The organism is Limnohabitans sp., from assembly GCF_036804465.1.
Classification (GTDB): Bacteria; Pseudomonadota; Gammaproteobacteria; order Burkholderiales; family Burkholderiaceae_C; genus Limnohabitans.
On record NZ_DAIRSK010000013.1, the window covers coordinates 1 to 22,124 of the forward strand.

Annotated in this window: 25 protein-coding genes and 1 pseudogene; 8 read left to right on the forward strand and 18 right to left on the reverse strand. The window is 59.5% G+C overall.

Going from position 1 to position 22,124, the window contains the following annotated elements; all coding sequences use genetic code 11:
• The 3 genes from V7Q41_RS08345 to V7Q41_RS08355 all read left to right on the forward strand — a co-directional run.
• Positions 1-193 (forward strand): hypothetical protein (locus V7Q41_RS08345; RefSeq protein ID WP_333845355.1); only part of this gene is annotated, 193 nt, incomplete at its 5' end.
• 47 nt (positions 194-240) lie between these two features.
• Positions 241-711, forward strand: a complete 471-nt coding sequence (locus V7Q41_RS08350; RefSeq protein WP_333845356.1) for an SET domain-containing protein — start codon at positions 241-243, stop codon at positions 709-711.
• Between the two features lie 25 nt (positions 712-736).
• On the forward strand, positions 737-1,108 hold the full coding sequence (locus tag V7Q41_RS08355) for a hypothetical protein (RefSeq protein WP_333845357.1): 372 nt from the start codon (positions 737-739) through the stop codon (positions 1,106-1,108).
• A gap of 4 nt (positions 1,109-1,112) precedes the next feature.
• Here V7Q41_RS08355 and V7Q41_RS08360 read toward each other — a convergent pair whose 3' ends face one another.
• On the reverse strand, positions 1,113-1,508 hold the full coding sequence (locus tag V7Q41_RS08360) for a YkgJ family cysteine cluster protein (protein WP_333845358.1): 396 nt from the start codon (positions 1,506-1,508) through the stop codon (positions 1,113-1,115).
• A complete protein-coding gene (locus tag V7Q41_RS08365) occupies positions 1,505-2,476 on the reverse strand; it encodes a class I SAM-dependent methyltransferase (protein WP_333845359.1) in 972 nt (323 codons plus the stop codon). Before V7Q41_RS08365 ends, V7Q41_RS08360 begins: the two co-directional genes overlap by 4 nt.
• A gap of 122 nt (positions 2,477-2,598) precedes the next feature.
• Here V7Q41_RS08365 and V7Q41_RS08370 point away from each other — a divergent pair.
• Positions 2,599-3,876 (forward strand): annotated as a pseudogene (locus V7Q41_RS08370) (malic enzyme-like NAD(P)-binding protein); the annotation flags it as partial.
• 10 nt (positions 3,877-3,886) lie between these two features.
• Positions 3,887-4,108 carry an HNH endonuclease gene (locus V7Q41_RS08375; RefSeq protein WP_333845360.1) on the forward strand — a complete coding sequence of 74 codons (222 nt, stop codon included), beginning with the start codon at positions 3,887-3,889 and terminating at the stop codon, positions 4,106-4,108.
• An 18-nt stretch (positions 4,109-4,126) separates the two neighbouring features.
• Here V7Q41_RS08375 and V7Q41_RS08380 read toward each other — a convergent pair whose 3' ends face one another.
• Positions 4,127-4,705, reverse strand: a complete 579-nt coding sequence (locus V7Q41_RS08380; RefSeq protein WP_333845361.1) for a lipocalin family protein — start codon at positions 4,703-4,705, stop codon at positions 4,127-4,129.
• A gap of 22 nt (positions 4,706-4,727) precedes the next feature.
• Entirely contained in the window at positions 4,728-5,288 is a 561-nt protein-coding gene (locus V7Q41_RS08385) for a YggT family protein (RefSeq protein ID WP_333845362.1), read from the reverse strand.
• A 57-nt stretch (positions 5,289-5,345) separates the two neighbouring features.
• On the opposite strand from V7Q41_RS08385, the gene V7Q41_RS08390 reads away from it, so the two are divergent.
• Both V7Q41_RS08390 and queC read left to right on the forward strand, forming a co-directional pair.
• Positions 5,346-5,939, forward strand: coding sequence for a TIGR00645 family protein (locus V7Q41_RS08390; protein WP_333845363.1), 594 nt, complete (start codon positions 5,346-5,348; stop codon positions 5,937-5,939).
• Positions 5,940-5,965: 26 nt separating this feature from the next.
• Positions 5,966-6,679, forward strand: coding sequence for a 7-cyano-7-deazaguanine synthase QueC (gene queC / locus V7Q41_RS08395; RefSeq protein ID WP_333845446.1), 714 nt, complete (start codon positions 5,966-5,968; stop codon positions 6,677-6,679).
• Here the strand turns inward: queC and V7Q41_RS08400 are convergent.
• From V7Q41_RS08400 to gspG, 13 genes are read right to left on the reverse strand one after another with little or no spacing between them, the layout of a single operon-like run.
• The gene (locus V7Q41_RS08400) at positions 6,676-8,502 is read right to left on the reverse strand and encodes an ABC transporter ATP-binding protein/permease (RefSeq protein WP_333845364.1); all 1,827 of its coding nucleotides are present in this window, start codon (positions 8,500-8,502) and stop codon (positions 6,676-6,678) included. The two genes, queC and V7Q41_RS08400, sit on opposite strands and share 4 nt — an antisense overlap.
• A 6-nt stretch (positions 8,503-8,508) precedes the next feature.
• Entirely contained in the window at positions 8,509-9,411 is a 903-nt protein-coding gene (locus V7Q41_RS08405) for a 5'-nucleotidase (protein ID WP_333845365.1), read from the reverse strand.
• Between the two features lie 3 nt (positions 9,412-9,414).
• Complete coding sequence (gspF, locus tag V7Q41_RS08410) at positions 9,415-10,629, reverse strand: type II secretion system inner membrane protein GspF (protein ID WP_333845366.1); 1,215 nt, start codon at positions 10,627-10,629, stop codon at positions 9,415-9,417.
• Between the two features lie 26 nt (positions 10,630-10,655).
• Positions 10,656-12,065: a type II secretion system ATPase GspE gene (gspE, locus tag V7Q41_RS08415; RefSeq protein WP_333845367.1), complete on the reverse strand. Its 1,410-nt coding sequence runs from the start codon at positions 12,063-12,065 to the stop codon at positions 10,656-10,658.
• Positions 12,066-12,068: 3 nt separating this feature from the next.
• Complete coding sequence (gene gspD / locus V7Q41_RS08420; protein ID WP_442918828.1) at positions 12,069-14,195, reverse strand: type II secretion system secretin GspD; 2,127 nt, start codon at positions 14,193-14,195, stop codon at positions 12,069-12,071.
• 5 nt (positions 14,196-14,200) lie between these two features.
• The gene (gene gspN / locus V7Q41_RS08425) at positions 14,201-15,052 is read right to left on the reverse strand and encodes a type II secretion system protein N (RefSeq protein ID WP_333845368.1); all 852 of its coding nucleotides are present in this window, start codon (positions 15,050-15,052) and stop codon (positions 14,201-14,203) included.
• A 16-nt stretch (positions 15,053-15,068) separates the two neighbouring features.
• Entirely contained in the window at positions 15,069-15,581 is a 513-nt protein-coding gene (gene gspM, locus V7Q41_RS08430) for a type II secretion system protein GspM (protein ID WP_333845369.1), read from the reverse strand.
• The gene (gspL, locus tag V7Q41_RS08435) at positions 15,578-16,774 is read right to left on the reverse strand and encodes a type II secretion system protein GspL (protein ID WP_333845370.1); all 1,197 of its coding nucleotides are present in this window, start codon (positions 16,772-16,774) and stop codon (positions 15,578-15,580) included. Before gspL ends, gspM begins: the two co-directional genes overlap by 4 nt.
• A 7-nt stretch (positions 16,775-16,781) precedes the next feature.
• Positions 16,782-17,732, reverse strand: coding sequence for a type II secretion system minor pseudopilin GspK (gspK, locus tag V7Q41_RS08440; protein ID WP_333845371.1), 951 nt, complete (start codon positions 17,730-17,732; stop codon positions 16,782-16,784).
• On the reverse strand, positions 17,729-18,460 hold the full coding sequence (locus V7Q41_RS08445) for a PulJ/GspJ family protein (protein WP_333845372.1): 732 nt from the start codon (positions 18,458-18,460) through the stop codon (positions 17,729-17,731). The genes gspK and V7Q41_RS08445 overlap by 4 nt, the downstream gene beginning before the upstream one ends.
• Positions 18,460-18,843, reverse strand: coding sequence for a type II secretion system minor pseudopilin GspI (gene gspI / locus V7Q41_RS08450; protein ID WP_333845373.1), 384 nt, complete (start codon positions 18,841-18,843; stop codon positions 18,460-18,462). Before gspI ends, V7Q41_RS08445 begins: the two co-directional genes overlap by 1 nt.
• 11 nt (positions 18,844-18,854) lie before the next feature.
• Entirely contained in the window at positions 18,855-19,391 is a 537-nt protein-coding gene (locus tag V7Q41_RS08455; RefSeq protein WP_333845374.1) for a prepilin-type N-terminal cleavage/methylation domain-containing protein, read from the reverse strand.
• 20 nt (positions 19,392-19,411) lie between these two features.
• On the reverse strand, positions 19,412-19,852 hold the full coding sequence (gene gspG / locus V7Q41_RS08460) for a type II secretion system major pseudopilin GspG (RefSeq protein ID WP_333845375.1): 441 nt from the start codon (positions 19,850-19,852) through the stop codon (positions 19,412-19,414).
• Between the two features lie 49 nt (positions 19,853-19,901).
• On the opposite strand from gspG, the gene V7Q41_RS08465 reads away from it, so the two are divergent.
• On the forward strand, positions 19,902-20,369 hold the full coding sequence (locus V7Q41_RS08465; protein WP_333845376.1) for a type II secretion system protein N: 468 nt from the start codon (positions 19,902-19,904) through the stop codon (positions 20,367-20,369).
• 20 nt (positions 20,370-20,389) lie between these two features.
• Here the strand turns inward: V7Q41_RS08465 and ilvA are convergent, their stop codons facing one another.
• Positions 20,390-21,967 carry a threonine ammonia-lyase, biosynthetic gene (gene ilvA, locus V7Q41_RS08470; RefSeq protein ID WP_333845377.1) on the reverse strand — a complete coding sequence of 526 codons (1,578 nt, stop codon included), beginning with the start codon at positions 21,965-21,967 and terminating at the stop codon, positions 20,390-20,392.
• Positions 21,968-22,124 lie beyond the last annotated feature (157 nt).

Here is a 22,124-nt window from a genome sequence, read left to right on the forward strand (position 1 = left end):
TACCTCCATCGATGTCTTTATGATTGATAGCCAAACCCACTGGCTTGAAATTGAGTTCCATGTGCCGCTGGTGGGTGACGAATTGGTCTATGTTGACCCAACTAACAAAAAACTTGGTTATGCAATCAAAAACGGACAACAGACCCACATGGTGGAACTTGGACAAAAGTCCCACAGCAAAAAAAAACCTTAGCGGATATGGCTTTCAGGGAAGGTCAAAACAAAATCAGTCCGCCACCGTTGAGTAAGGCGCTCCGCTCACCGCCATTGACGCTGTCGCAACGGCTGGAGGTTTATCCGTCCGCGTTGCATGGCCAAGGCGTGTTCGCTCGGTGCCCCATGGCGGCGGGTGAAACGGTCATTGAATATGTGGGCGAAATCATTTCCATGGCCGAGGCGCTGCGCCGCCATCCGCACGACCCCAGCAACCCCGAGCACACGTTTTACTTTCACATCGACGACACACGGGTGATTGATGGTTTGTATGGCGGCAATGCCTCGCGCTGGATCAACCACTCGTGCCGCCCCAATTGCGAGCCAGTTGAGATCAAAGGGCGCATCTTCATCAAAACCCGACGACAGGTCTGGCGCGGGGAAGAGCTGACCTTTCACTACGGCTTGGTCAGTGACGAGCCCTTGACGGACGCGCTCAAAGCCAAATACGCGTGCCGTTGTGGTTCGAGGAATTGCAAAGGCACAATGTTGGCCTAGGTTAACAACACACCAGAGGAACCAAATGACAGACGCGCAAGCGCAATGGGATCAAGCTTGCAAAACTTTGGATGAAGAATTCCAGCTCAGCGCCCATGAACTGCCCACGATTGAAACCGCCAAGGCTTTGTTTTTACAACGGGTGGGGCGGCGCGAAATTACCCAAGAGGCTGCCAATGCGCTGATGTTCAGCTTGTATTTCTCGGGCTACCTGAGCATGTTGGTGGCTTTCAAGCAGCAGTCGCCTGACTTCGAAGTGCCTGACTATTTGCACGCGCACCCCGTGCTGCAAGCATCCAACCGTTGGGCGCAGCAGGCGGTGGATGGTCATTTGTTGTTGCAGTTGGCGCAGCCCATCATCCAAGACACCCAAGCCTTGTTGGATGCCTTGAACTGAGTTTTCAGCGCCGCGCCCCATAGGGGCAATAACCTGGTCTTGGCCCCACTTGTGGATGCAGTCTGCATGTGTTGGGCCGTTTTTCATACACCGTGCAGCGTCGTGTGATCGCATCCAAGTTGCAGCAATCGCCATTGGCGCGGCGCGGCAGGGTGAAGATGCTGTTTTTAAAGTTGAAGTGCGCAATGAGCCCCATTTTTTGAAGCCGTTTGGCAATCTGCTTGGGCGCCTCATGTTCGGCTTCAAACGGGTCCACCAGTTCTAGGCGTACCAAGTCGGGCAGCTTGACTTCCACGGGCATGGTGCAGCAGTTGGCTGCGCAGCTGTGACATAAGCCGTTGCGGTAGCGGCTCCAGGTGTCGCAGTTGTCCACATTGACGATGGCGATGTGCGACCTCATGCGGCGCTCCTGCATGAATCAGTCGTGCGCACTGGCAAAGCGGGCATTTGATACACCAGCACCTTGAGCGAGCGCTCGGGTGACACGTCGGCAAACACCGCAGGATTGGCCACACGTTCTACAAAATTCAGCTCAGGCACCAGCGTCTGCATGAGGTCTTGCAAAAAGGCCAAGCCCAACTCGGGTGCGTTCAGGCACAACAGCGCATAACCCTCGGGGGCGAGCAGTTCGGGCAAACGGCGCATGAGTTTGGCGTAGTCTTGGGTGGCGATGAAGCTGCCCTTTTGATAACTAGGCGGATCAATGATGACCAAGCCATACGGCCCGCTGCGCGTGATCTTGCCCCAGGTTTTAAAAACGTCGTGCATCAAAAAAGTCGCCCCGTTTTGAATGCCGTTGAGCGCATGGTTTTTTTGGCCAATCGCCATTGCACCGTGGCTCATGTCTACGTTCACCACTTGTTTGGCGCCCGCTTGCAGCGCCACCACCGAGAAGGCACAGGTGTAGGCAAAGAGGTTGAGCACTTTGAGGCGTGGCTGGTCAGGCGCATAGTGGGTCACCATGCGTCGCACCCATTCTCGGCCTTGGGCCATGTCGAGAAACAGCCCGTGGTTTTGCCCTTTGAGCACATGCACATGAAATCGCGCGCCATCTTCGCTCACCACATGTGGGTCGGGCACAGTGCCGCTCATCAAGCGGGTTTCAAGCTGGCCTTGCGCGCGGCATTGAAACACCCAGTTCAACGTCTGCTCAGGCGCTATCTGTGCCCAGCGTGTGGACAAGGCGTCGCCGATCGTGGTGAGTTCTTCTGGGGAGGTCGCTTGAAAACTGGTCAACACCAGCACAGGCGCAAATGCATCGAGCGTCCACTGCTCGCAGCCCACAAACAAGCCACCCCGCCCGTGGAACAAACGTTGTGCGTCGGTGGGCATGGTCATGGTGGCGATGGCGTTGAGCAAAGCTTGCATCGGGGGTGTGTCTTGATTCAGAGAAAGAGTGCGTAAGTGTAGGCACTTGCCCGTGCCGCCCGAGGGGAAAGGTGCGCGCGGTAGGATGTGTGCCCTTTGAATAACAACAACGGATACAAGACATGACGCCAGCAGAACAAGCCTTACGCACAGCCGCACTCGACTACCACCGATCACCCACCAAAGGAAAGATTCGCGTGGAGCCCACACATCCGCTGGACAACCAATATGACTTGAGCTTGGCTTACTCACCTGGCGTCGCCTACCCTTGTTTGGAAATCGAAAAAGACCCGCTCCTCTCCTACGAATACACCAGCCGCGGCAACTTGGTTGGCGTCATCACCAACGGCACAGCCGTGTTGGGTTTGGGTGACATCGGTGCCTTGGCGGGCAAGCCTGTGATGGAAGGCAAGGGCTGTTTGTTTAAAAAGTTTTCTGGCATTGACGTGTTTGACATCGAACTTGACGAACGCGACGCAGACAAATTGGTGGACATCATCGCTGCCATGGAGCCCACCTTTGGGGGCATCAACCTGGAGGACATCAAAGCGCCAGAGTGCTTCTACATCGAGAAAAAACTCCGTGAGCGCATGAGCATTCCCGTCTTCCATGATGACCAACACGGCACGGCCATCATCTCGGCTGCTGCCATGTTGAACGGCTTGGAGCTGGCTGGTAAAGACATTGCAAACATCAAAGTGGCGGTGTCTGGCGCTGGTGCAGCGGCATTGGCGTGTTTGGATGTGTTCATTGGCTTGGGCGTGAAGGCTGAGCACATCTTTGTGTGTGATTCCAAAGGCGTGATTCACATAGGTCGTCCTGGTGGCTACGACGAGTCCAAAGCCCGCTTTGCACAAAACACCGACGCACGCACACTGGCAGATGCGGTCAAGGATGCCGATGTGTTTTTGGGCTGCTCAGCCCCTGGCGTGTTGACACAAGACATGGTCATGAGCATGGCCCACAAGCCGCTCATCTTGGCTTTGGCCAACCCCGAGCCAGAAATTCGCCCTGAGTTAGCCAAAGCCGTGCGCCCCGATTGCATCATTGCCACAGGCCGCTCGGACTACCCCAACCAAGTCAACAACGTGTTGTGCTTCCCCTACATCTTCCGTGGTGCCCTAGATTGCGGGGCGACCAAAATCACCGAAGAAATGAAGATTGCCTGTGTGCGCGAAATCGCTGACCTCGCCAAGCTCGAAGTGACGGCTGAGGTGCAAGCCGCCTACCCTGGCTTAGATTTGACCTTTGGTGAGAACAACATCATTCCCAAGCCCTTTGACAAGCGCCTCATCCAACGCATTGCACCTGCGGTAGCGCGTGCGGCCCATGCGTCGGGTGTGGCCAAGCGCCCCATTCAAGACTTTGACGCTTACGCCAAAACCTTGGCTGCTTGGGTGAAGTAACACCTTGAGCCGCCTCAAGCTCACGCGCGACAAAATCTACAAAACGGTCTCGCGCCAATTGCATGGTGTGGTGCCGTGTTGGGTGTGTGGCGAGCCTGTGGCGCATGCTGAGGCCACGCTAGAGCACATTCAGCCTCTCAGCCAAGGCGGCAACAGCCACCAGGACAACCTGGCCATCAGCCACGACCGCTGCAACCATTTGCGCCATGCCAAAGCGAAAAGCTAGGCCAGGGCCTTTGACGGTTTAGCGCTGCACACTGGCTTGGGGCGTGCGGTCTAGCTTTTGCACATCAAAGTGCTGCGCTTTGAGGCGCTCCAGCAAAGCCTCATACGCTTGGGAGTTGAGCTGCGGTGTGCGCGACAACACCCACAGGTACTCGCGCTTGGCATCACTCACGGCGGCCAGCTGGTAGTTGGCATCGAGGTCAATCACCCAGTAGTCGCCCCACACCAAGGGCAGCCAACTGAGCCACTCGGGCGCAAAGCGCACTTGCAGTTTGGGGGAGTGGGTGCCGCCAATTTGCTGGGCACGACCCAAGGCCGTGGTGCTGCTGCCCTCGGCGGTGGTGCAACTGTTGAGCACTTGCACTGAACCATCGGTTTGCGCCAGATACTGAGCACGCGTATTGGCGGCGCATTTGGCCTGGAAGCGGTTGGGGAACTTGGCAATCTCATACCAAGTGCCCATGTAGCGTGCCACATCCAGTGAGCCGATGGTGGTGACCGCGGGCAAGGATGCTGGCGTGGTTTGCGCGCTGGCATGCTGCGAAAGCAAAGCCGACAAAGCCAGCCATGCCACGATCCCAAGGTGTTTGAGTGCCATTTCCGCTCCAAGTGGGTTTGGCTCAAAAAGCCACTTGCATCTGCACGTTGTGCAGCACGATTTCAACAATTTGAATCAACAACAACAGCGCAATCGGCGACAAATCCACACCGCCCATGAGCGGCAGCACGCGGCGAATCGGGCGCAGCAGCGGGTCCACCAACTGCGCCAAAAAATAGCGCACATCAGACGCAGCGCTGAACCACGACATCAGGGCATAAGCAATGGTGAGCCACATCATGCTGGACAAAATCACGCTCAGCAGCTCAAAGCCCGCGTTGGTCATCAAGCTGAGCCAATGCGCGGTCGCGCCTGCCAAGATCCACAACAACGAATGCTTGGCCAGCAGCACCGCATAAGCGGCCACCAAGCTGGCGGTGTCCAAGCGACCCATGGCGGGCACAAAGCGACGGGCAGGCAACACGATCCAGTTGGTGAGGGTGAACACAAACGGCGCAATCGGGTTGCCGCCATTGGCTGACATGTTGATGCGTTGCAAATGCATGTACATGCGCAGCAAACAGGTGCCTGCCACCAAGCCCACGGCGAAGTGCAAGATCAAGGAGAAAATTTGTAACAACATGGCTGGAGTTTAGGCGGGCTGAGGCAAAATTTGCGCATTCACTCCAGATTGTTCTTTATGAAGCAAATTCCTGCCTTGCCGCGATTCATTTTTGCCAGCCGCTGGTTGCAACTGCCCCTGTATGTGGGCCTCATTGCGGCGCAAGGCGTGTATGTGTATCACTTTTGGGTGGAGTTGGTGCACCTAATTGAGGCCGCCTTTGGCAGCCAAGCTGCGCTGGATGCCTTGGTGGCCAGCATTGGCTACAAAAATGGGGTGTCCGTAACACAGCTGAGCGAGTCCATCACCATGTTGGTGGTGTTGGGTTTGATCGACGTGGTGATGATCTCTAACTTGCTCATCATGGTCATCGTGGGCGGCTACGAAACCTTTGTCTCGCGCATGTATCTGGAAAACCATCCCGACCAGCCGGAATGGTTGAGCCATGTGAACGCCTCTATTTTGAAGGTCAAGCTGGGCATGGCCATCATTGGCATTTCGTCCATCCACTTGCTCAAAACCTTCATCAACGCAGCCAACTACGACGAGAAAGTGCTGATGTGGCAAACCATCATCCACATCACGTTCTTGCTCAGCGCCTTGGCGATTGCGCTGACGGACAAACTGTCGCACGCGCCCAGCGCCACGCAGCCCCCCGCGTCGTCCCACTGACAAGCGCCATGCAAGCTCGCCACCCCATTCATCGCCATGCATTGGTTTTGTTCTCAGGTGGGCAAGACTCCACCACCTGTTTGGCCCACGCGCTGACGCAATACGAGCGCGTGGAGACCTTGGCGTTTGACTACCGTCAGCGCCATGTGGTGGAGCTAGAAGCGCGTGTGCAAGTGTTGGCCCACCTGCGCAGGCAGTTTGTACAGTGGGGTCCCAAACTGGGCGAAGACCATTTGCTCGACCTTGGCGTGTTGGGGCAAGTCAGCGAAACCTCCCTCACGCGCGACATGGCATTCAAGATGGAGTCCTCGGGCTTGCCCAACACCTTTGTGCCGGGTCGCAACTTGTTGTTCCTCACCTTGGCTGCGGCTTTGGCCTATCGCCGTGGTTTGGATGTCATCGTCACGGGTGTGTGTGAAACCGATTTTTCGGGCTACCCCGATTGCCGTGACGACACCATGAAGGCCATGCAAATTGCGCTATCGCTCGGCATGGACCGCCGTCTGTTGATCGAGACACCGCTGATGTGGATCGACAAAGCCCAAACTTGGCAGCTGGCCCATGACCTGGGCCAAAAAGCGCACTCGGGTGGCGGCGACCAGTTGGTCAGCCTCATCGTCGAGCACACCCACACCTGCTACATGGGTGACCGCACGCACCGCCACGATTGGGGCTACGGCTGCGGCACCTGTCCTGCATGTGAATTACGCGCGCAAGGGTGGGAGCGCTGGCAGGCTTAAACCTGTGATGAGGTGACCAGCACAAACTTGGCCGTGCTGCCGTCGGGCGCAGGCACAAACTGCCACACGGTGTGGTGATGGCTGGCCACGCTGGGGCGATGCGCGATGGACACCAAACCGCCGCCTTCTTCGCGCACCATGGTCAGCAGCTTTTCGTACAGCGCTTTTTCAGCCGCTTCGTCGAGTGCGCTGGTGGCTTCGTCGGCAAACACCCAGCGTGGGCGCTTCAGCAGCACACGGGCCAAAGCCAAGCGTTGTTGCTCGCCCCCTGAAAGCTGCTGCGTCCAGTGGCCTGCCACATCAAGGTCGTTCACCAAGTGGGGCAGCAGCGCGTCGTGTAACGCATTCTTGAGCGCTTCGTCGGTGTAGTTCTGGGCGCTGTCGGGGTAGGCCAGCGCTTGGCGCAAGGTGCCCTCGGGGAAGTAAGGGCGCTGCGGCATGAACACGCTGCGCTCAGGCAACACCACGGGGCCATAAGTGATGGGCTCACCACGGGGGTCATGTGTAGGCGAGCTGACGTGCGGCCAAATGCCCGCCAACACGCGCAGCAAGGTGGACTTGCCGCAGCCTGATGGGCCGCGAATTAGCACCGTGTCGCCCGCGGCGGCATTGAGCGTGGTGTCGGCCAGCAGCACATCGCCATTGGGCAGTGAGATGGTGAGCGGCGTGGTGTGCAAAGCGTGGATGCTGGTGTGCGTGATTGCTTCAGACCTCGCCACCTCATTCACTTGGATCGCCAGCATCTGGTCTTGAAAACTCGTCAAGCGCAAGGTGGTGGCTTGCCACGAGGCCAAGCGGCTGTAGTTGCTGATGAACCAACTGAGCGACTCTTGCACCTGACCAAAAGCCGATGAGATTTGCATCAGCTCGCCCAGCTGAATCGCACCACTGAAGTAGCGAGGAGCCGCCACCACCATGGGAAACACCACCGCCGCTTGGCCGTAGCCCGAGCTAAACCAGGTGTAGCGCTTTTGCACACGCAGCAAGCGCATGAAGTTGTCCAGCACTTGGGCAAAGCGCTCTTGTAGCGACAAGCGTTCCACCCGGCCACCACCGTCTAGCGCAATGGCCTCGCTGTACTCACGCACGCGCATGAGGTGGTGGCGAAAGTCGGCCTCTAGGCGCTGCTGTGCAAAATTAAGAGACGCCATCGAGCGACCAATGAAGTGGCCAATCAAGCTACCCGCCAGCGCGTAGGCCAAGGCCATCCACACCATGAAGCCGGGGAGGTTGTAGGTCTCGCCCGACACCTCAAAGCTAAAGCCACCCGACAGCCCCCACAAGATGCCCACAAAGCTCAGCAGCGTGACGCTAGCGTCCAGCAAACCAAGTGACAAGCTCACCGTGTCAGCCGTGAACTGCTGCACATCTTCCTGAATCCGTTGGTCAGGGTTGTCGGTGCCGTTTTGGCTTTGCAGTTCGAGCTGGTAGAACACATGGCCTTTGAGCCAGCGTTGCAAGTAGTCGCGCGTCATCCATGCGCGCCAGCGCACTTGCAGCAACTGCGTGAGGTAGAAGCGGTACACCGCCACGATGATGAAGCAGGTGGCCAGTGTGGCAAAGACGCCAAGTTGATGCCAAAACACCTCGGCATTGCGGTCTTGCAGCGCGTCGTAAAACACGCGATTCCAGTCGTTGAACAACACCATCAGGTAGACCATGCCGAGGTTCAAGCCCACGCACGCAGCCAGCAGCATGCGCGCGCGCCATTTTTCTTCGGACTGGAAATAGGGCAGCGACAAAGCCCAGACGCGGCTGAGTTGCAAGCGGCTTTTTTGCCAATTTGTTGTCACGTTGTGGGCCACGCTGTTGAATGCGTTCATGCGGTTTTATAGTGATGTGTTGCGCACGCCGCTGGCCACATGGCCGGCGGGCACGTGGCGGGCGGCTGATTCAATGTGGCCTGTTTGGTCGTCAAAGAAAAAGTCGGGTTCAAACTCGCGCAAGAACTCACCTTTTTCTAGGCCGCCCAAAAACATGGCTTCGTCCACCTCAATGTTCCAGTTCATCAGCGTGCGAATGGCGCGCTCGTGCGCGGGCGCACTGCGCGCCGTGACCAGCGCGGTGCGAATGCGCATGTGCGGCGTGCCAGCTTGCTGCAGCCCCTGCAGGGCCAGCAGCAAAGGCTTGAACGGGCCAGCCGGCAAAGGCTGCGCTGCATGGTTCTTTTCGTGCTGCTGAAACGCATCCAAGCCATGGGTTTGAAACACCCGCTCGGCCTCGTCGCTGAACAACACCGCATCGCCGTCAAATGCAATGCGCACCTCGTGCGGGTTGGCCTCTGAGGCGTGGGCCGAGTGGGGGTACACCTGAGCGGCTGGCACGCCTGCGTCAAGCGCTGAGCGCACGTCAGACAAGTGCGTGGACAAAAACAAGTTGGCGTTGAGTGGGCGCAAATAGCGCCACGGCGATTCGCCGCGTGTGAAGGTGCAACGGATGATGGGCAGCGCGTAGTGGGCAGCTGACTTCATCACGCGCAAGCCACTCACGGGGTCGTTGCGCGACAGGATGACCACCTCCACCCGCTGTGCTTCAGCGGTGTTGAAGGCCAACAGTTTTTGCACCAACGAAAAAGCCACGCCTGGCTTGGCAGGGGTCTCTAGGCGGGCCAATTGCAAGTTCATGTAGGCGCGGTCGTCGCCTTGCTCGAAGACTTGGTTTTCTTCTTCAAAGTCGAACAGCGCCCGCGAGGAGATGGCTACCACCAATTTGCCGTCGAGAGAAACACCCATGAATTACCTCACCCACTGGTTGAGCTGAATGATGGGCAACATGACTGCCAAAACAATCAGCATCACCATCCCGCCCATCGCCACGATGAGCAAGGGCTCCAAAATGGTGGCCAGTTGCAAAGCCCGACGTTGCACTTCTTGACTGAGCTGGGCGGCGGCGCGTTGCAGCATGGTGGGCAGTGTGCCAGTTTGCTCGCCCAAGCGCGCGAACATCACCAGCAAGCGCGGAAAGCGTTTGTGCTGGGCCAGTGCCGAGGCCAGCGGCGCACCCTCACGCACCAATACCAACGCTTCTTGCGCGTCTTGCTTGAGCGCGGCGTTGCTCAGCGTGTCAGCGGCGGCTTGCAGCGCTTTCAAAATAGGCACGCCTGCGGTGGCCAGCATGGCCAGCGTGCTGGCAAAGCGTGCCGCGTTGTAGCCTCGGGCCAAGCGTCCCACCAGTGGCAGCTCTAACCACGCGGCGTCAAAACGCAAACGCAGGTCGGCTTGCTTTAAGGCCAGACGGCCACCGACAGTGAGCAAGACCAGCAGCCCCAAGCCCCACAGCCAATAGTTTTGCACCCAGCTGCTCAAGCCCAGCATGAAACTGGTGAGCGCAGGCAATTGCTGTTGGTTGCTGCCAAACACCTGCGCCACTTGTGGCACCACATAGGCCAGCAAAAATAGGACGATGGCCAGCGCCACCGCACACACAATGGCGGGGTAGAGGCCTGCGGCCAACAGCTTGGCGCGCAGGTTTTGTTGGTCTTGCAAATCGTCTGCCAAACGCTCTAGCACCAGGCCTAAGTGGCCGCTTTGCTCGCCCGCGCCAATCACCGCGGTGAAGATGGCGCTGAATTCGCGGGGGTGTTGGCCGAGTGCTTTGGCAAACGGCGCGCCTGCGTTCACCTCGGTGCGCAGGGCCGACACCAAGTCGCGCTGGCGCGGTGTTTCGGCTTCGTCGCTGAGGGCGGCTAGCGCACGTTCTAGCGGCAGGCCCGCGTTCACCAAGCCAGAGAGCTGGCGCGTCCACACGGCCAGCGCCGTGGTGCCAAACACCTTGCTTTCCCAAATCACAGTGTTCAAGCCGTTGCTGGTGCGCTGCACAGGCTCAACTTTGAGGGGCACCAAATCTTGCGCACGCAATTGGCTGCGCGCTGTGCGAGCGGTATCGGCCTCGAGCACACCGCTGCGCGTTTGGCCTTGGGCGTCTAGGGCTTCAAACGAATAGGCGGGCATGGGGGTTCAGGCTCAGTTGCAGCGTGTCAGTCGCGGGTGACGCGAATCAGCTCTTCGCGGGTAGAGACACCCTCGCGCACCAAACGCTCGCCGTCATCTCTCATCAGTGCCATGCCGTTGCGCAGCGCTGCATCGCGCAACTGCGCTTCGCTGGCTTGGTTGTGGATGAGGGCACGTATGTCGTCGTTGGTGGTGAGCAATTCGAAAATACCGGTGCGTCCTTGGTAGCCGCTTTGGCCGCATGCGACACAGCCCAAGCCGTAGGCTTCTCCACGGTGATCGCGGCAGTGCGTGCAAGTTTTGCGCAGCAGGCGTTGGGCCAACACACCCAACAGCGAGGAGCTGAGCAAAAAAGGCTCTACGCCCATGTCGGTCAAGCGGGTGATGGCGCTGGCCGCATCGTTGGTGTGCAGCGTGGCCAACACCAAGTGGCCAGTGAGCGAGGCTTGAATGGCGATTTGAGCGGTTTCATAATCGCGAATCTCGCCAATCATGATGATGTCGGGGTCTTGACGCAGGATGGCGCGCAGCGCCTTGGCAAAGTCCAAATCAATCTTGGGATTCACCTGCGTTTGGCCCACGCCTGCCAGCTCGTATTCAATCGGGTCTTCCACCGTCATGATGTTGTTGCGTGTCGCGTCCAGCCCTTGCAGAGCGGCGTAGAGGGTGGTGGTTTTGCCCGAGCCCGTGGGGCCTGTGACCAAGATGATGCCGTGGGGTTGGTGCACCAAGGCTTCAAAGCGGCTCAAGGTCTCGCCCTCCATGCCCACAGCTTGCAGGGTGAGGCGGGTGTCTGATTTGTGCAGCAAACGCAGCACTGCGCGTTCGCCGTGGGCGCTAGGCAAGGTGGACACACGCACGTCGATGGCGCGTTGACCCAAGCGCAACGAAATGCGGCCGTCTTGTGGCAAACGCTTTTCGGCAATGTCCAACTCGGCCATGATTTTGAGGCGCGAAATCAGCGCCGCATGCAAGGCGCGGTTGGGTTGCACCACTTCGCGCAACGTGCCGTCGACCCGAAAGCGCACGCTGCTGTGGCGCTCATAGGGCTCAATGTGAATGTCGCTGGCGCCATCGCGTGCCGCTTGCGTCAGCAGCGCGTTGAGCATGCGAATGATGGGGGCGTCGTCGGCGGCTTCTAGCAAGTCTTCTACGGCGGGTAGCTCTTGCATCATGCGGGTCAGGTCGGCGTCACTTTCGACTTCGCTCACCACCGCGGCGGCGTTGCTGTCGGCTTGGGCATAGGCCTCGCTGATGCGTTTGGCCAGCGTGACTTTGTCGGTGTATTCAAAGCTCTGCACGTTGTGGCGACGGGTCACCTCGCTCCACGCACTCAGGTCAGGCGCGTCGCTGTGCCACAAGGTGAGTGTGTGCTCATCGTCCTCCAGCAGCAGCTGGTGGGTGCGGGCAAAGGCGTAGGGCAGTGGGCGGCGCATGACTTAGCGGACAACAGTGGTGGCAGCGGGTGTCGTTGCTGACGGCTGGCTCGGTGGTGTCAATGGCGGCAGTAAGGGAGCTGGGCCTGTATCGAGCAAGGGGTTGTAGGCGGGAACGGAGTTGCGTTGCAGGCCCATCATTTGCTCATAGCGGTTGGTGCTCAAGGTGTCGGAGGCTTTGGCGTCGCGGACCACCACGGGGCGCAAGAACACCATCAGGTTTTTTTTGCTACGGGTGCGGGTTTCGCTTTTGAACAACCAGCCAAAGGCAGGGATGTCGCCCAAGCCAGGAACTTTGCTGGCGTTGCCTGTAAATTCATCTGACAACAAGCCGCCCAACACAATGATGGAGCCATCGTCTACCAGCACGTTGGACTCGATGCTGCGTTTGTTGGTGATCAGGCCGATGCTGGCGGCTCTGGAATAGTCCACGCTGGAGACTTCTTGAAACACGGTCATCTTGACGGTGCCAGTCTCACTGATTTGAGGTTTGACTCTGAGCGTCAAGCCCACGTCTTTGCGCTCTACCGTTTGAAATGGGTTGGTGGCACCAGAGGCGGCATTGGTGAATTGGCCCGTCACAAAGGGTACGTTTTGACCCACCACGATCTTGGCTTCTTCGTTGTCAAGGGTCAGCAAATTAGGCGTTGAGAGAATGTTGGCGTCGCCATTCGTCTCTAAGAAATTGGCCAAAGTACTTAAGATGGTGGTGCCATTGACGTTTCGGATGGTGCCAATGTTCAAACCGCCCCCAATGCCCGCTGTGGCCGCTGTGGTGCCGCCTTGTGACAAGCCCACGATGTTGCCTACGGACCCAAAGTTGGTGCCAGCCACGCCGTTGTTGCCCAGAGCGCCTTGCCATTGAATGCCCATTTGCAGCGCCTTGTCTGCGTTGACTTCAGCAATCAAACTCTCCACCATCACTTGCGCTCGGCGTTGGTCGAGCATGTCAATGACAGCGCGAAGCTGACGATACTGCGGCTCGGGCGCGGTGATGATGAGCGAGTTGGTGGCTGTGTCGGCTTGAATCTGGCCGCCCGTGGCTGAGCCCGTGGCAGTGGGCGTTGCCCCCAAGGTGCTGCCTAAGGCCATCGGCGAAGTTGGGTTGTTGCCGATGGGGGGTATGCCAGAGCCCGTGGCCGTGCCGCTGCCTGCATTGGCGGAGGCTTGCCCGCTGACCGCGGCACGCAAGGTGGTGGCCAGTTTGGTGGCGTCTGCATTTTTCAAATACACCACATGGATGTTGCCGCTGGCGCTGGTGCCGTTGGGCTGGTCTAGCTTGGCCACCAATGACTTGACCAAGGCCACGCGCGCTGGGTTGGCCGCACGCACGATGAGAGAGTTGCTGCGCGGCTCGGCCAGCAGGGTGGTTTTGAATTCAGTGCCCGTTTGGCCGGGTGTGGCGGTGGCGGCAGCGTTGATGTTGTTGCCTGACTCGATCAAGCGCAACACCAGCGGTGCCAAGTCGACGGCAATGGCGTGCTTGAGCTGGATCACTTCCACATCGCTGGCGTTGGACACATCGAGCGTGGCAATGATGCGGGCCATGCGTTGCAGGTTGTCGGCATAGTCGGTGATGACGATCGAGTTGTTGCCGGGGTTGACGTTGATGGTGTTGTTGGGGCTGATGAGCGGGCGCAGCACGGGCACCAAGTTGTTGGCCTGCTCAAAGTTGAGCTTGAAGATGTGGGTGACGATTTGGCCGCTGCCCGAGCTCGCGTGACCAGTTTGAATTTCTTGCACATTGCCGCCTTGCAGCTTGGCATCCGCTTCGGGCACGATTTTGTAGAGGCCTTGGGTCTCGACCATGGCAAAGCCTTGTAGACGCAAGGCGGCCAAGAACTGGCTCCACGCCTCGTTGGCTGACACGGGCAGCTCGGTGCTGAGGTTGATCGTGCCTTTGACGCGCGGGTCGACCACCAAGTTGCGGTTGGACAGCGTGGCCAAGGTGCGGGCGACCGACTCGATTTCCGCATTCACAAAGTTCAGTGTGATGGGCTCCGCCGCGGCCGCTTTTTTGGCCGGCGGCGCAGCGTGCGTGAGCGACAGGCCCACCATGACGGGTGCCAGGCTCAAGCTCAGGGCGAGTGCCAAGGCAGAGGGTTGGAAGACAGTGTGTTGCTTAGCCATATGCGTTAACCCATTTTCAAAATCGACTTGGCACCTTGGCGTTGGCCAAGGATGTTGAGTAAGTTGGAGAGCGAGGCCTCGGCGTCCGGCGCTGCCGAGGCCTCGCCGCTAAAGCGCACGCGCCCATTGATGAGTTGCCCGCTGCCCGTGAGTTGCAAGCTGCCTTCTAGTGTGTCTAGCGTGATGGCCATGGTGTCACCGCCTTGCACGCGCACGCGATAGGTACCCAAGGGGCGCAGGGTGGACAGGCGCGTGGACAACTGTTGCATTTGGAGCTCTGCCAGACCCTGAAGTTGTTCCTTGCCCGCTTGGTGTGTCCATTGCAGTTGTGTGGTTTGCAATTGCATTTGGCCCTGGGGTTGTACGGTGTTCCAAGGCGTGCCTAAACCTACCAGCCAACTGGCGGGCCAACTCGAGGTGTGGTTGTGCACCTGCACATGGACTCCCCGCCACAAAGGCGACACATCCACACGCACAGGCTGCGTGGTGCAACAGGTCGATGCGATGTTGGCGCTCAGTGCAAGGCGCAGGTTGGCAAAGTCAAGGCGCGGGCCAAGCTGCCAGGTCACGCGCGAAGGCAGCGCCGTGTGGTTGGAGGGGCGAGCCAAGTTGGCAGATGCCGCTGTGTTGAGTGGACCTTCGTTGAGCACCCACTGCGCGGAGCCATTCCACACGGTGCCTTGTGCATCCGGCAACAACACGCGTTCGCCACTGGCTTGCTCGATGGCGCGCGTCAGCCAATGGGCGGGGGCTTGGGTGATGAAGGCCAATGCCAGCCCCACAGCCGCTCCCGTCCATGCCCAGCGGGTGCTGGTGCTGGATGAGGCGCTTGACGAGGAGTTGCGGCGGCGTTGCATGCGAGGTAGGACTGGGTTAGCGCGCTGCGGCGCCACGGTTGGGCAAGCTCAACACAAGGCTGCCATCCCACAAGACCGTCGTCTTGCTTGTGATGTTGCGCGTCAATTGCGCTTCCACCGGCAGGGCTTGGGCTTGGGTGCGGGCTTGTGTCAACCAGTTGGCCAAGATGGGTGCAGGCAAGGCTTTGAGCTGCACTGACACGCGCTCGCCCTGCACATTGAGTTGAATCTGTGAACCCGCACTCAGGCTTTGCAAGCTGCGCAGCGCCTCATCACGTGAGAGTGGCGTCAGTGTTTGTAGCGCTTGCGCTTGGTTTTGCAGGGCCAACATATGGGCTTGTTGTTGGCCAATTTGAGCGCGGCGGTTGTCGCTGTCGCGCAAGGTGTTGAGGGCAGGGTCGATGGCGACCGACCAAAACAACAGCACGGCCAGCAACACACCGAGCAACGAGAGGCCGCGCTGTTCGCGTGGGCTGAGGGCTTGCCAGCGGCTGCTGACACGCGCGCGCCAGGCGGTCCATGCATTCATTGTGTGCCCTCCGCTTGCAACACCCAAGTGTCATTGCCGTCTTGGCGCAGGCTCAGGCCAAGGGCTTTGAGGCGGGTCATGCCCGTGGGGTTGTCATCAAGCGCGACACCTTGCACGCGCAGGGCGTGATTGGCGTAGCGAATGTGTTCTGGTGTTTTTCCTGGGGGCAGCAGGCTGGCCAAGGCGCCTAGCAAAGGCTCAAGGTCAGTGCCAGTCGCTGTGCCCGATTTTTGTTGCAGCGCATCTACCTCGCGCTGCATTTGCAGTGGTGCGTCGATGACCAAGGTGACCGATGGAAAGGTGCTTTTTAAAATGTTTTGCAGCGAGGCTTGTTGTGCGTCCAACGCACGGCTTTCTTGCCAAGCCATGGCGTTGAGGCCCAGCACTTGCAGGGCCACCAAGGACACCAGGCCCCAGCGCAAAGGCCTGCATGCAGGCGCATGCAGCAAGCTTTGCCAAGCATCCAGCACGAACCGCTGTGCGCGTTGTGCGCGGCCTTGGGCCCATTCTCCTTGCGCTAAATTCCAAGCCGATTGGCTGGACTTGACCCAACGCTGCGCTGCGCTTTGCAGCATGGGTTGGCGTTGCAGCGTGCTTTGCACACGGGCCACCATGGCGGGCTCGGCTTGAATTTCTAGATCGTCTTGGCTCAGCTCAGCAAAGGCACGCCACTGCGCCGTGTTGGGTGGCAGCGTGGTGACCCCGCTCGCGTGGCACAGCAGGCTGTGAGACTGATCGGGCTCGCCCATCACTTGCAGCACGGGTTGGTCGGAGGGGGACAGTTCTGGCACGATGCGTTGCACCGTCAGACCCGCCGCTCGAAGCGGGGCGAGGGCTTCGCGCAGCCACGGCTTGTCGCACACGGCCACCAAGGTTTGGCCACCCAAGCGTGCCGTTGTCTCGGCGTCAGGTGCAAGCACCATGTGCAGCTGCTGTGGGTCGTCTAGCAAGCGGTCTTCTAGCAAGCCCTGCAACACGCTTTGCAAACGGGTGCCGTGGCTCGCTGGTGGCAGTTGCACACTTAGCCAAGCCAAACGGCTGTGGGGCACCACCGCCACCACCTCACCGGCATGGGCCGAAAGCGTGGCCGCCGCACCCGTGGCGCTGCGCTGCACGCTGTGCCCGTCCGAGTGCACATGGGCATAACCCGCAGCGGCTTGTGAGGTGGAGTGGGGCAGAGCAATGATCAGCATAGAAAAATCATTGTACGGAGCTCGTGTGACGCCAAATCACCTTGAGTCCGTTTTGTTCGCGCTGAACCAAAGAGCGCTCTTGAATCACGGTTTGTGGCATCCGCAGCCGGCCCATCACCTCAAAGAAACTGGTGTTCACGCTGTGGGTGTTTGTGAGGCTGAGGTCGCGGCCCACGGCTTTTTGAAACGCGTCCAAGCTGGCCCAGTGCTGGCGCTCACGTTGCAGCACCAAGCGCTGGGCGTCCGACAGGCTCAAGCCTGGCACGCTCGCGTACAGCACTTGCGTGTTGGCGGTGTTGAGGTTGACCTTCGTGGGCATGGGCAGCACAGTGATGTGCGGGCTCAGGGCTTGCAGCGCTTGCGGCGACAGGCCCAGCCAGCTCAGCTGGCTAACGTAAATGGGCATCAGCGGTGCGTTGTTGTTTTGTTTTTGGGCAGCCAACAGGCCTTGGGTGAGTAGGCTGAGCTGCGCGGGCGGTACGCCCACCACATCAAACAACCGCTCAAACGCCAACAGCGTTTGGGCATCGAGCTGCTCGCCTTTTAACAGGTTGGCCACATTCAGGCGGCCTTGCAGATCGGTGATGGCGCCGGACAGGAGGACTTGTTGCGCAAGCTTGTTGTCGTCTACCGTGTTGCCTGTGCCGTCTGGCAACGCGGCTAAAAAACTCGACAAGCGGGCCTCTTGCAGCGGCACAGCCCAAGGCTCGGCCAAGTGGTCAGTGGGTGCGTTGGCATCACCCGCACGCGCGTCTTCACGCAAGATGACGCGGGCCCAATCGAGCGCCCCCGTGAGCAGCCAGCGCGCTTGGCTGCGCTGGCGCTCAGCACCCTCGGTCTCGATGGATTTCCATTGCTGCCACAAAGCGCCTGCGGCAAACGTGGCCACCAGGGCCACGGTGAGCATGGCGGCGAGCAGCGCCGCGCCGCGTTGGGGGGGGGCTGCGACGTGTTTCATGTCTTGGTGTTGCTGAAGTTGGGGCGCACCCAATCTAGGGTGATGCGGCCGAGCACGCCCGTGCTGGCTGGCAACTCGATTTGTAATCGAATCGCGTCGGGCAAGGCGCCTTGGTTGCCAGTCGCCGTGTCGGTGCTGCCGCTGCTAGAGAGAGGGTTGGTCCATGCGTTGCTGCGAAAGTAGCTGAGCTGCCAAGCGTCCAGGGGGATCAAAGGGGTTTCCAGCGCTGCGTCATCGGCGCTTGGGTTTTGACCCCAGCGTTCGGCGTTGGCCAAGGCCTGCAACAGTGCAGCGCGCGTTTGCACGGGGGCCGATTGCCAGCGCAGCCATTGTTTGTCGCGCAGTGTCCAGGCCACCACCCAAAGGCCTGCATCAGCGCCATCGGCGCGCCATGCGGTGGCGCGGCGGACGAGGCGCAGTGTGCGGCCGTCCCACTGCACACCATTGACGGCCATGTTGGTGTTGTTGCTTGTCACGGGTTGCAAGGCGTTGAGGTCGGCTTGCCATTGGGCCAACACGGTTTGCAGCACGGCAGTTTTGTCCACCTGTGCTTGGGTGATGTTGCGGCTGCGCATGATGCTGTCTAGCCCACGCCAGCTCAGCCCTGCCAGCACCGCCATGAGGGTGATGGCGATGAGCAGCTCGATCAGTGTGAAACCGCGCTGACGCTTGGTGCGCAGCCTGGGTGTGCGTTGTTGGACGGCCTGCAAGTTGCTGGGGGTGTGCATCAGTAACGCCCCAGCACGGTGGTGATGTTGAGCACAGGCGTGGCCGCGTCAAACACCTGCGCGTCCACGCGTCTGAACGCCGGATTGGGTGTGGTGCGCACGGTCAGCGCCACTTCAAAGCTGCGCTCGGCTTGCAGGCAGGGCACGCGTGAGTCGCCCACCCCGGGCAACTGCTGCGACAGCCGCAACTGGTTCAGGGCGTTGTCCGCGCAAATTTGTGCCAGCAGCACATCGGCTTGACGCTGCGCATTGCGCGTGAGTGCGCCGCTGACCTTGAGCCCGCTCATCAACGTAACGGAGACGATGGCCAGTGCGACCAGCACCTCGATGAGGGTGAAGCCTAGGGGCGGTCGATTGGAAACAGGGACGAACGGCTTTGTCATGGGGGGCCAATTCAAGGCACGATTTGGAAAGGTTGCAAGCCGTCTGTCCCAATGCTGAGGGACGATGAGGGCTTGGCGCTGTTGGTGTTTGCCACACTCAGCGTGATACGAGCCGCTGCCAAAATGGGCTCGGGCCCAAGCACCACCCAGTTGGCAGGCACGTTGACGTTGATGGATGGTTTGGGGGCGCTCACCAGCGTTTGTGTACCCGCGACGAGCCACTTGTCGCTGCGTGCGCCTATGGGGCTGGCTGCGTTTTGAGGCGCAACCGTGGACGCGATGCTGGCGCCATTGCCCAGCGCTGGGTTGGTGGCTTGCGCAGGTCGAATCACAAAGCCTTGCGCCGTCGGCTGCCAAATCAGCGCAATGCCACTGGTGCGCGATTGCGCTCGGGCGGCCTCTAGCACAGCCATCAAGCGCTGGGCCTCACGCTCGAGTTGGGTTTGGCTGCTGTCGCGCAACGACAAGCTCACCGCGGCAAACGCCAGTCCGATGATGGCCATCACCACCAATAGCTCCAACAGGGTGAGGCCTTGTTGGCGCTGCATGGCGTGCTTGAAGAAAAGTTTTATTGCCAGCTACCGAGGTCGGCGTTTTTGCCTTCGCCGCCAGGTTGGCCGTCAGCGCCTAGTGACAGCACGTCCACCTCACCCTTGACGCCGGGGTTCATGTATTGGTAGTTGCGGCCCCATGGATCCTTGGGCAGTTTGTCGATGTAGGGCTTCCAATTCAGCGGCGTAGGGCCCGCGGTGGGTTTGATCACCAAGGCGCTCAAGCCTTGTTCGGCGGTGGGGTAGTTTTGATTGTCCAAGCGATAGAGCTTGAGGGCTTGCATGAGATTGCCCACGTCGGTTTTGGCAGCGGTCACGCGGGCGTCGTCGGCGCGGTTGAGCACGTTGGGCACCACCAGCGCAGCGAGTACGCCAATGATGGCGAGCACCACCATCAGTTCAATCAACGTGAAGCCACGTTGGCGTTTGGTTTTGGGGTTGGTTGGCGTGGTGAGCATGGCGGGCATTTCAAGGTTTTGCAATTCAATGATGAATCATAATCTGCCAATGCTCAGCCAACGCCCTTCAATTGCCACCACCCTCAGAACCTCACCACGCTTGGTGCTACCCGCTGCCACCTTGTTGGTATGGGGCGCTGTGGCGTTCAGTGCGCTGACATGGGGTCTGCGTTGGTCGGCGACAGGCGCGCCACCCAGCAACGCCACCGCTGCAGTGCAAGCTTTGCCCGAGGTTGATGCGTCTGCCGCCGCCCGCAGCCTTGGCGCAGTGTCTGTGCAGGCCGCCGCTGCGCCCACCTTGGCTAGCCGTTTTCAGCTGCTAGGCGTCATAACAGCGGGCCCCAACGCAGGTGCGGCACTCATTGCCGTGGAGGGCAAGGCTGCCAAGCCCTACCGTTTGGGCGCTGTGGTGGGGGATGGTTTGGTGCTGCAGTCAGCACAGGGTCGCCGTGTGAGCTTGGGTGTGGCTGTGGATGGGCCATCGGCTTTGGTGCTGGAACTTCCAGCCCTCAAATAAAGCAGATCAAGCCCAGCGCTTCAGCGCTGCAAAAACAAGCGATAAGCAGGGTTGCGAGTTTCTTCTACGTACGGATAGCCCAGCGCTTCCAAAAACGCAGCAAACGCTTTGTTGTCGGCCTTGGGCACTTGCAAGCCCATCAAGATGCGTCCGTAGTCTGCGCCTTGGTTGCGGTAGTGAAACAGGCTGATGTTCCAGCCCGGGCGCATGGCCAGCAAAAACTTCATCAACGCGCCTGGGCGCTCGGGAAATTCAAACCGCAAAATGCGCTCCTCATGGGCCAACACCGAGTGGCCGCCCACCATGTGGCGGATGTGTTCTTTGGCCAGCTCATCGTGGGTGAGGTCGATGGCTTCAAACCCGCTCTTGGTGAAGTGGCCAGCTATCTTGGTGCTTTCGCCTTTCACGCCCGTGGTCAAACCCACAAACACGTGGGCCTTGGCTTGGTCGCTCATGCGGTAATTGAACTCGGTCACGTTGCGCGGTGACTTGCTGCCACCAAAACTGGGCAACTTGCCAATCAGCTCGCAAAAGCGGCGCAGGCTGCCGGGCTGCTCGGGGATGGTGACGGCAAACAGGGCTTCGCGTTCTTCGCCCACTTCGGCGCGTTCGGCCACGAAGCGCAAGCGGTCAAAGTTCATGTTGGCGCCGCACAAAATGGCGGCATAGGTTTCGCCCTTGGTTTTGTGCTCAGCCACATATTGCTTGATCGCAGCCACAGCCAAGGCGCCTGCAGGCTCGACGATGCTGCGGGTGTCCACAAACACGTCTTTGATGGCGGCGCACACGGCGTCGGTGTTGACGGTGATGTAGCTGTCCACCAGGTTTTGGGTCACGCGGAATGTTTCTTCTCCCACCAGCTTCACCGCTGTGCCGTCAGAGAACAGACCCACATCATGCAGCGTCACGCGTTTGCCTTTGTCTATCGACTGAATCATGGCCGACGAGTCGTCCATTTGCACACCAATCACTTTGATCTCGGGGCGCACAGCCTTGATGTAGTTGGCCACGCCTGCAATCAAACCGCCGCCGCCGATGGCGACAAACACAGCGTCTAGTCGTCCTTGGTGTTGGCGCAACATTTCCATCGCAATCGTGCCTTGGCCTGCAATCACCTCGGGGTCGTCAAACGGATGCACAAAGGTCATGCCGTTTTTCTTCTCCAGCGTGAGCGCGTGCGCGTAAGCGTCGGAATAGCTGTCGCCTGCCAACACCACCTTGCCGCCCAAGGCCTTGACCGCTTCAATCTTCACGCTCGGCGTGGTGGTGGGCATGACGATGATGGCTTGGGTGCCCAAGCGTTTGGCGCCCAGCGCCACGCCTTGGGCGTGGTTGCCTGCTGAGGCGCAAATCACGCCCTTTTTCAGTTGTGCGGGCGTGAGGTGCGCCATTTTGTTGTAAGCGCCGCGCAGCTTGAAGCTGTGCACGGGTTGTTGGTCCTCGCGCTTCAAGAGCACGGTGTTGTGAAGGCGTTGGCTGAGGTTGTTGGCCACCTCCAGCGCAGACTCCACGGCCACGTCGTAGACGCGGGCGGTCAATATTTTTTTCAGGTAATCGGCGGGTAGCAGCGCTCGGGGCTTGGGGGTGCGGATAGACATGGGGTGATTGTCTCTTAAGCCAACAGCCAAAAAAAAGCCCCAAGTTTTGCAACTCGGGGCTGAATCCACTTTTGAGGGTGGAGGAGACAAGTCGCTAGTGTATGCAATTTTTGTTGCGCCGCAACATTTCGCAGACAATTGCTGCACAAATTTATTG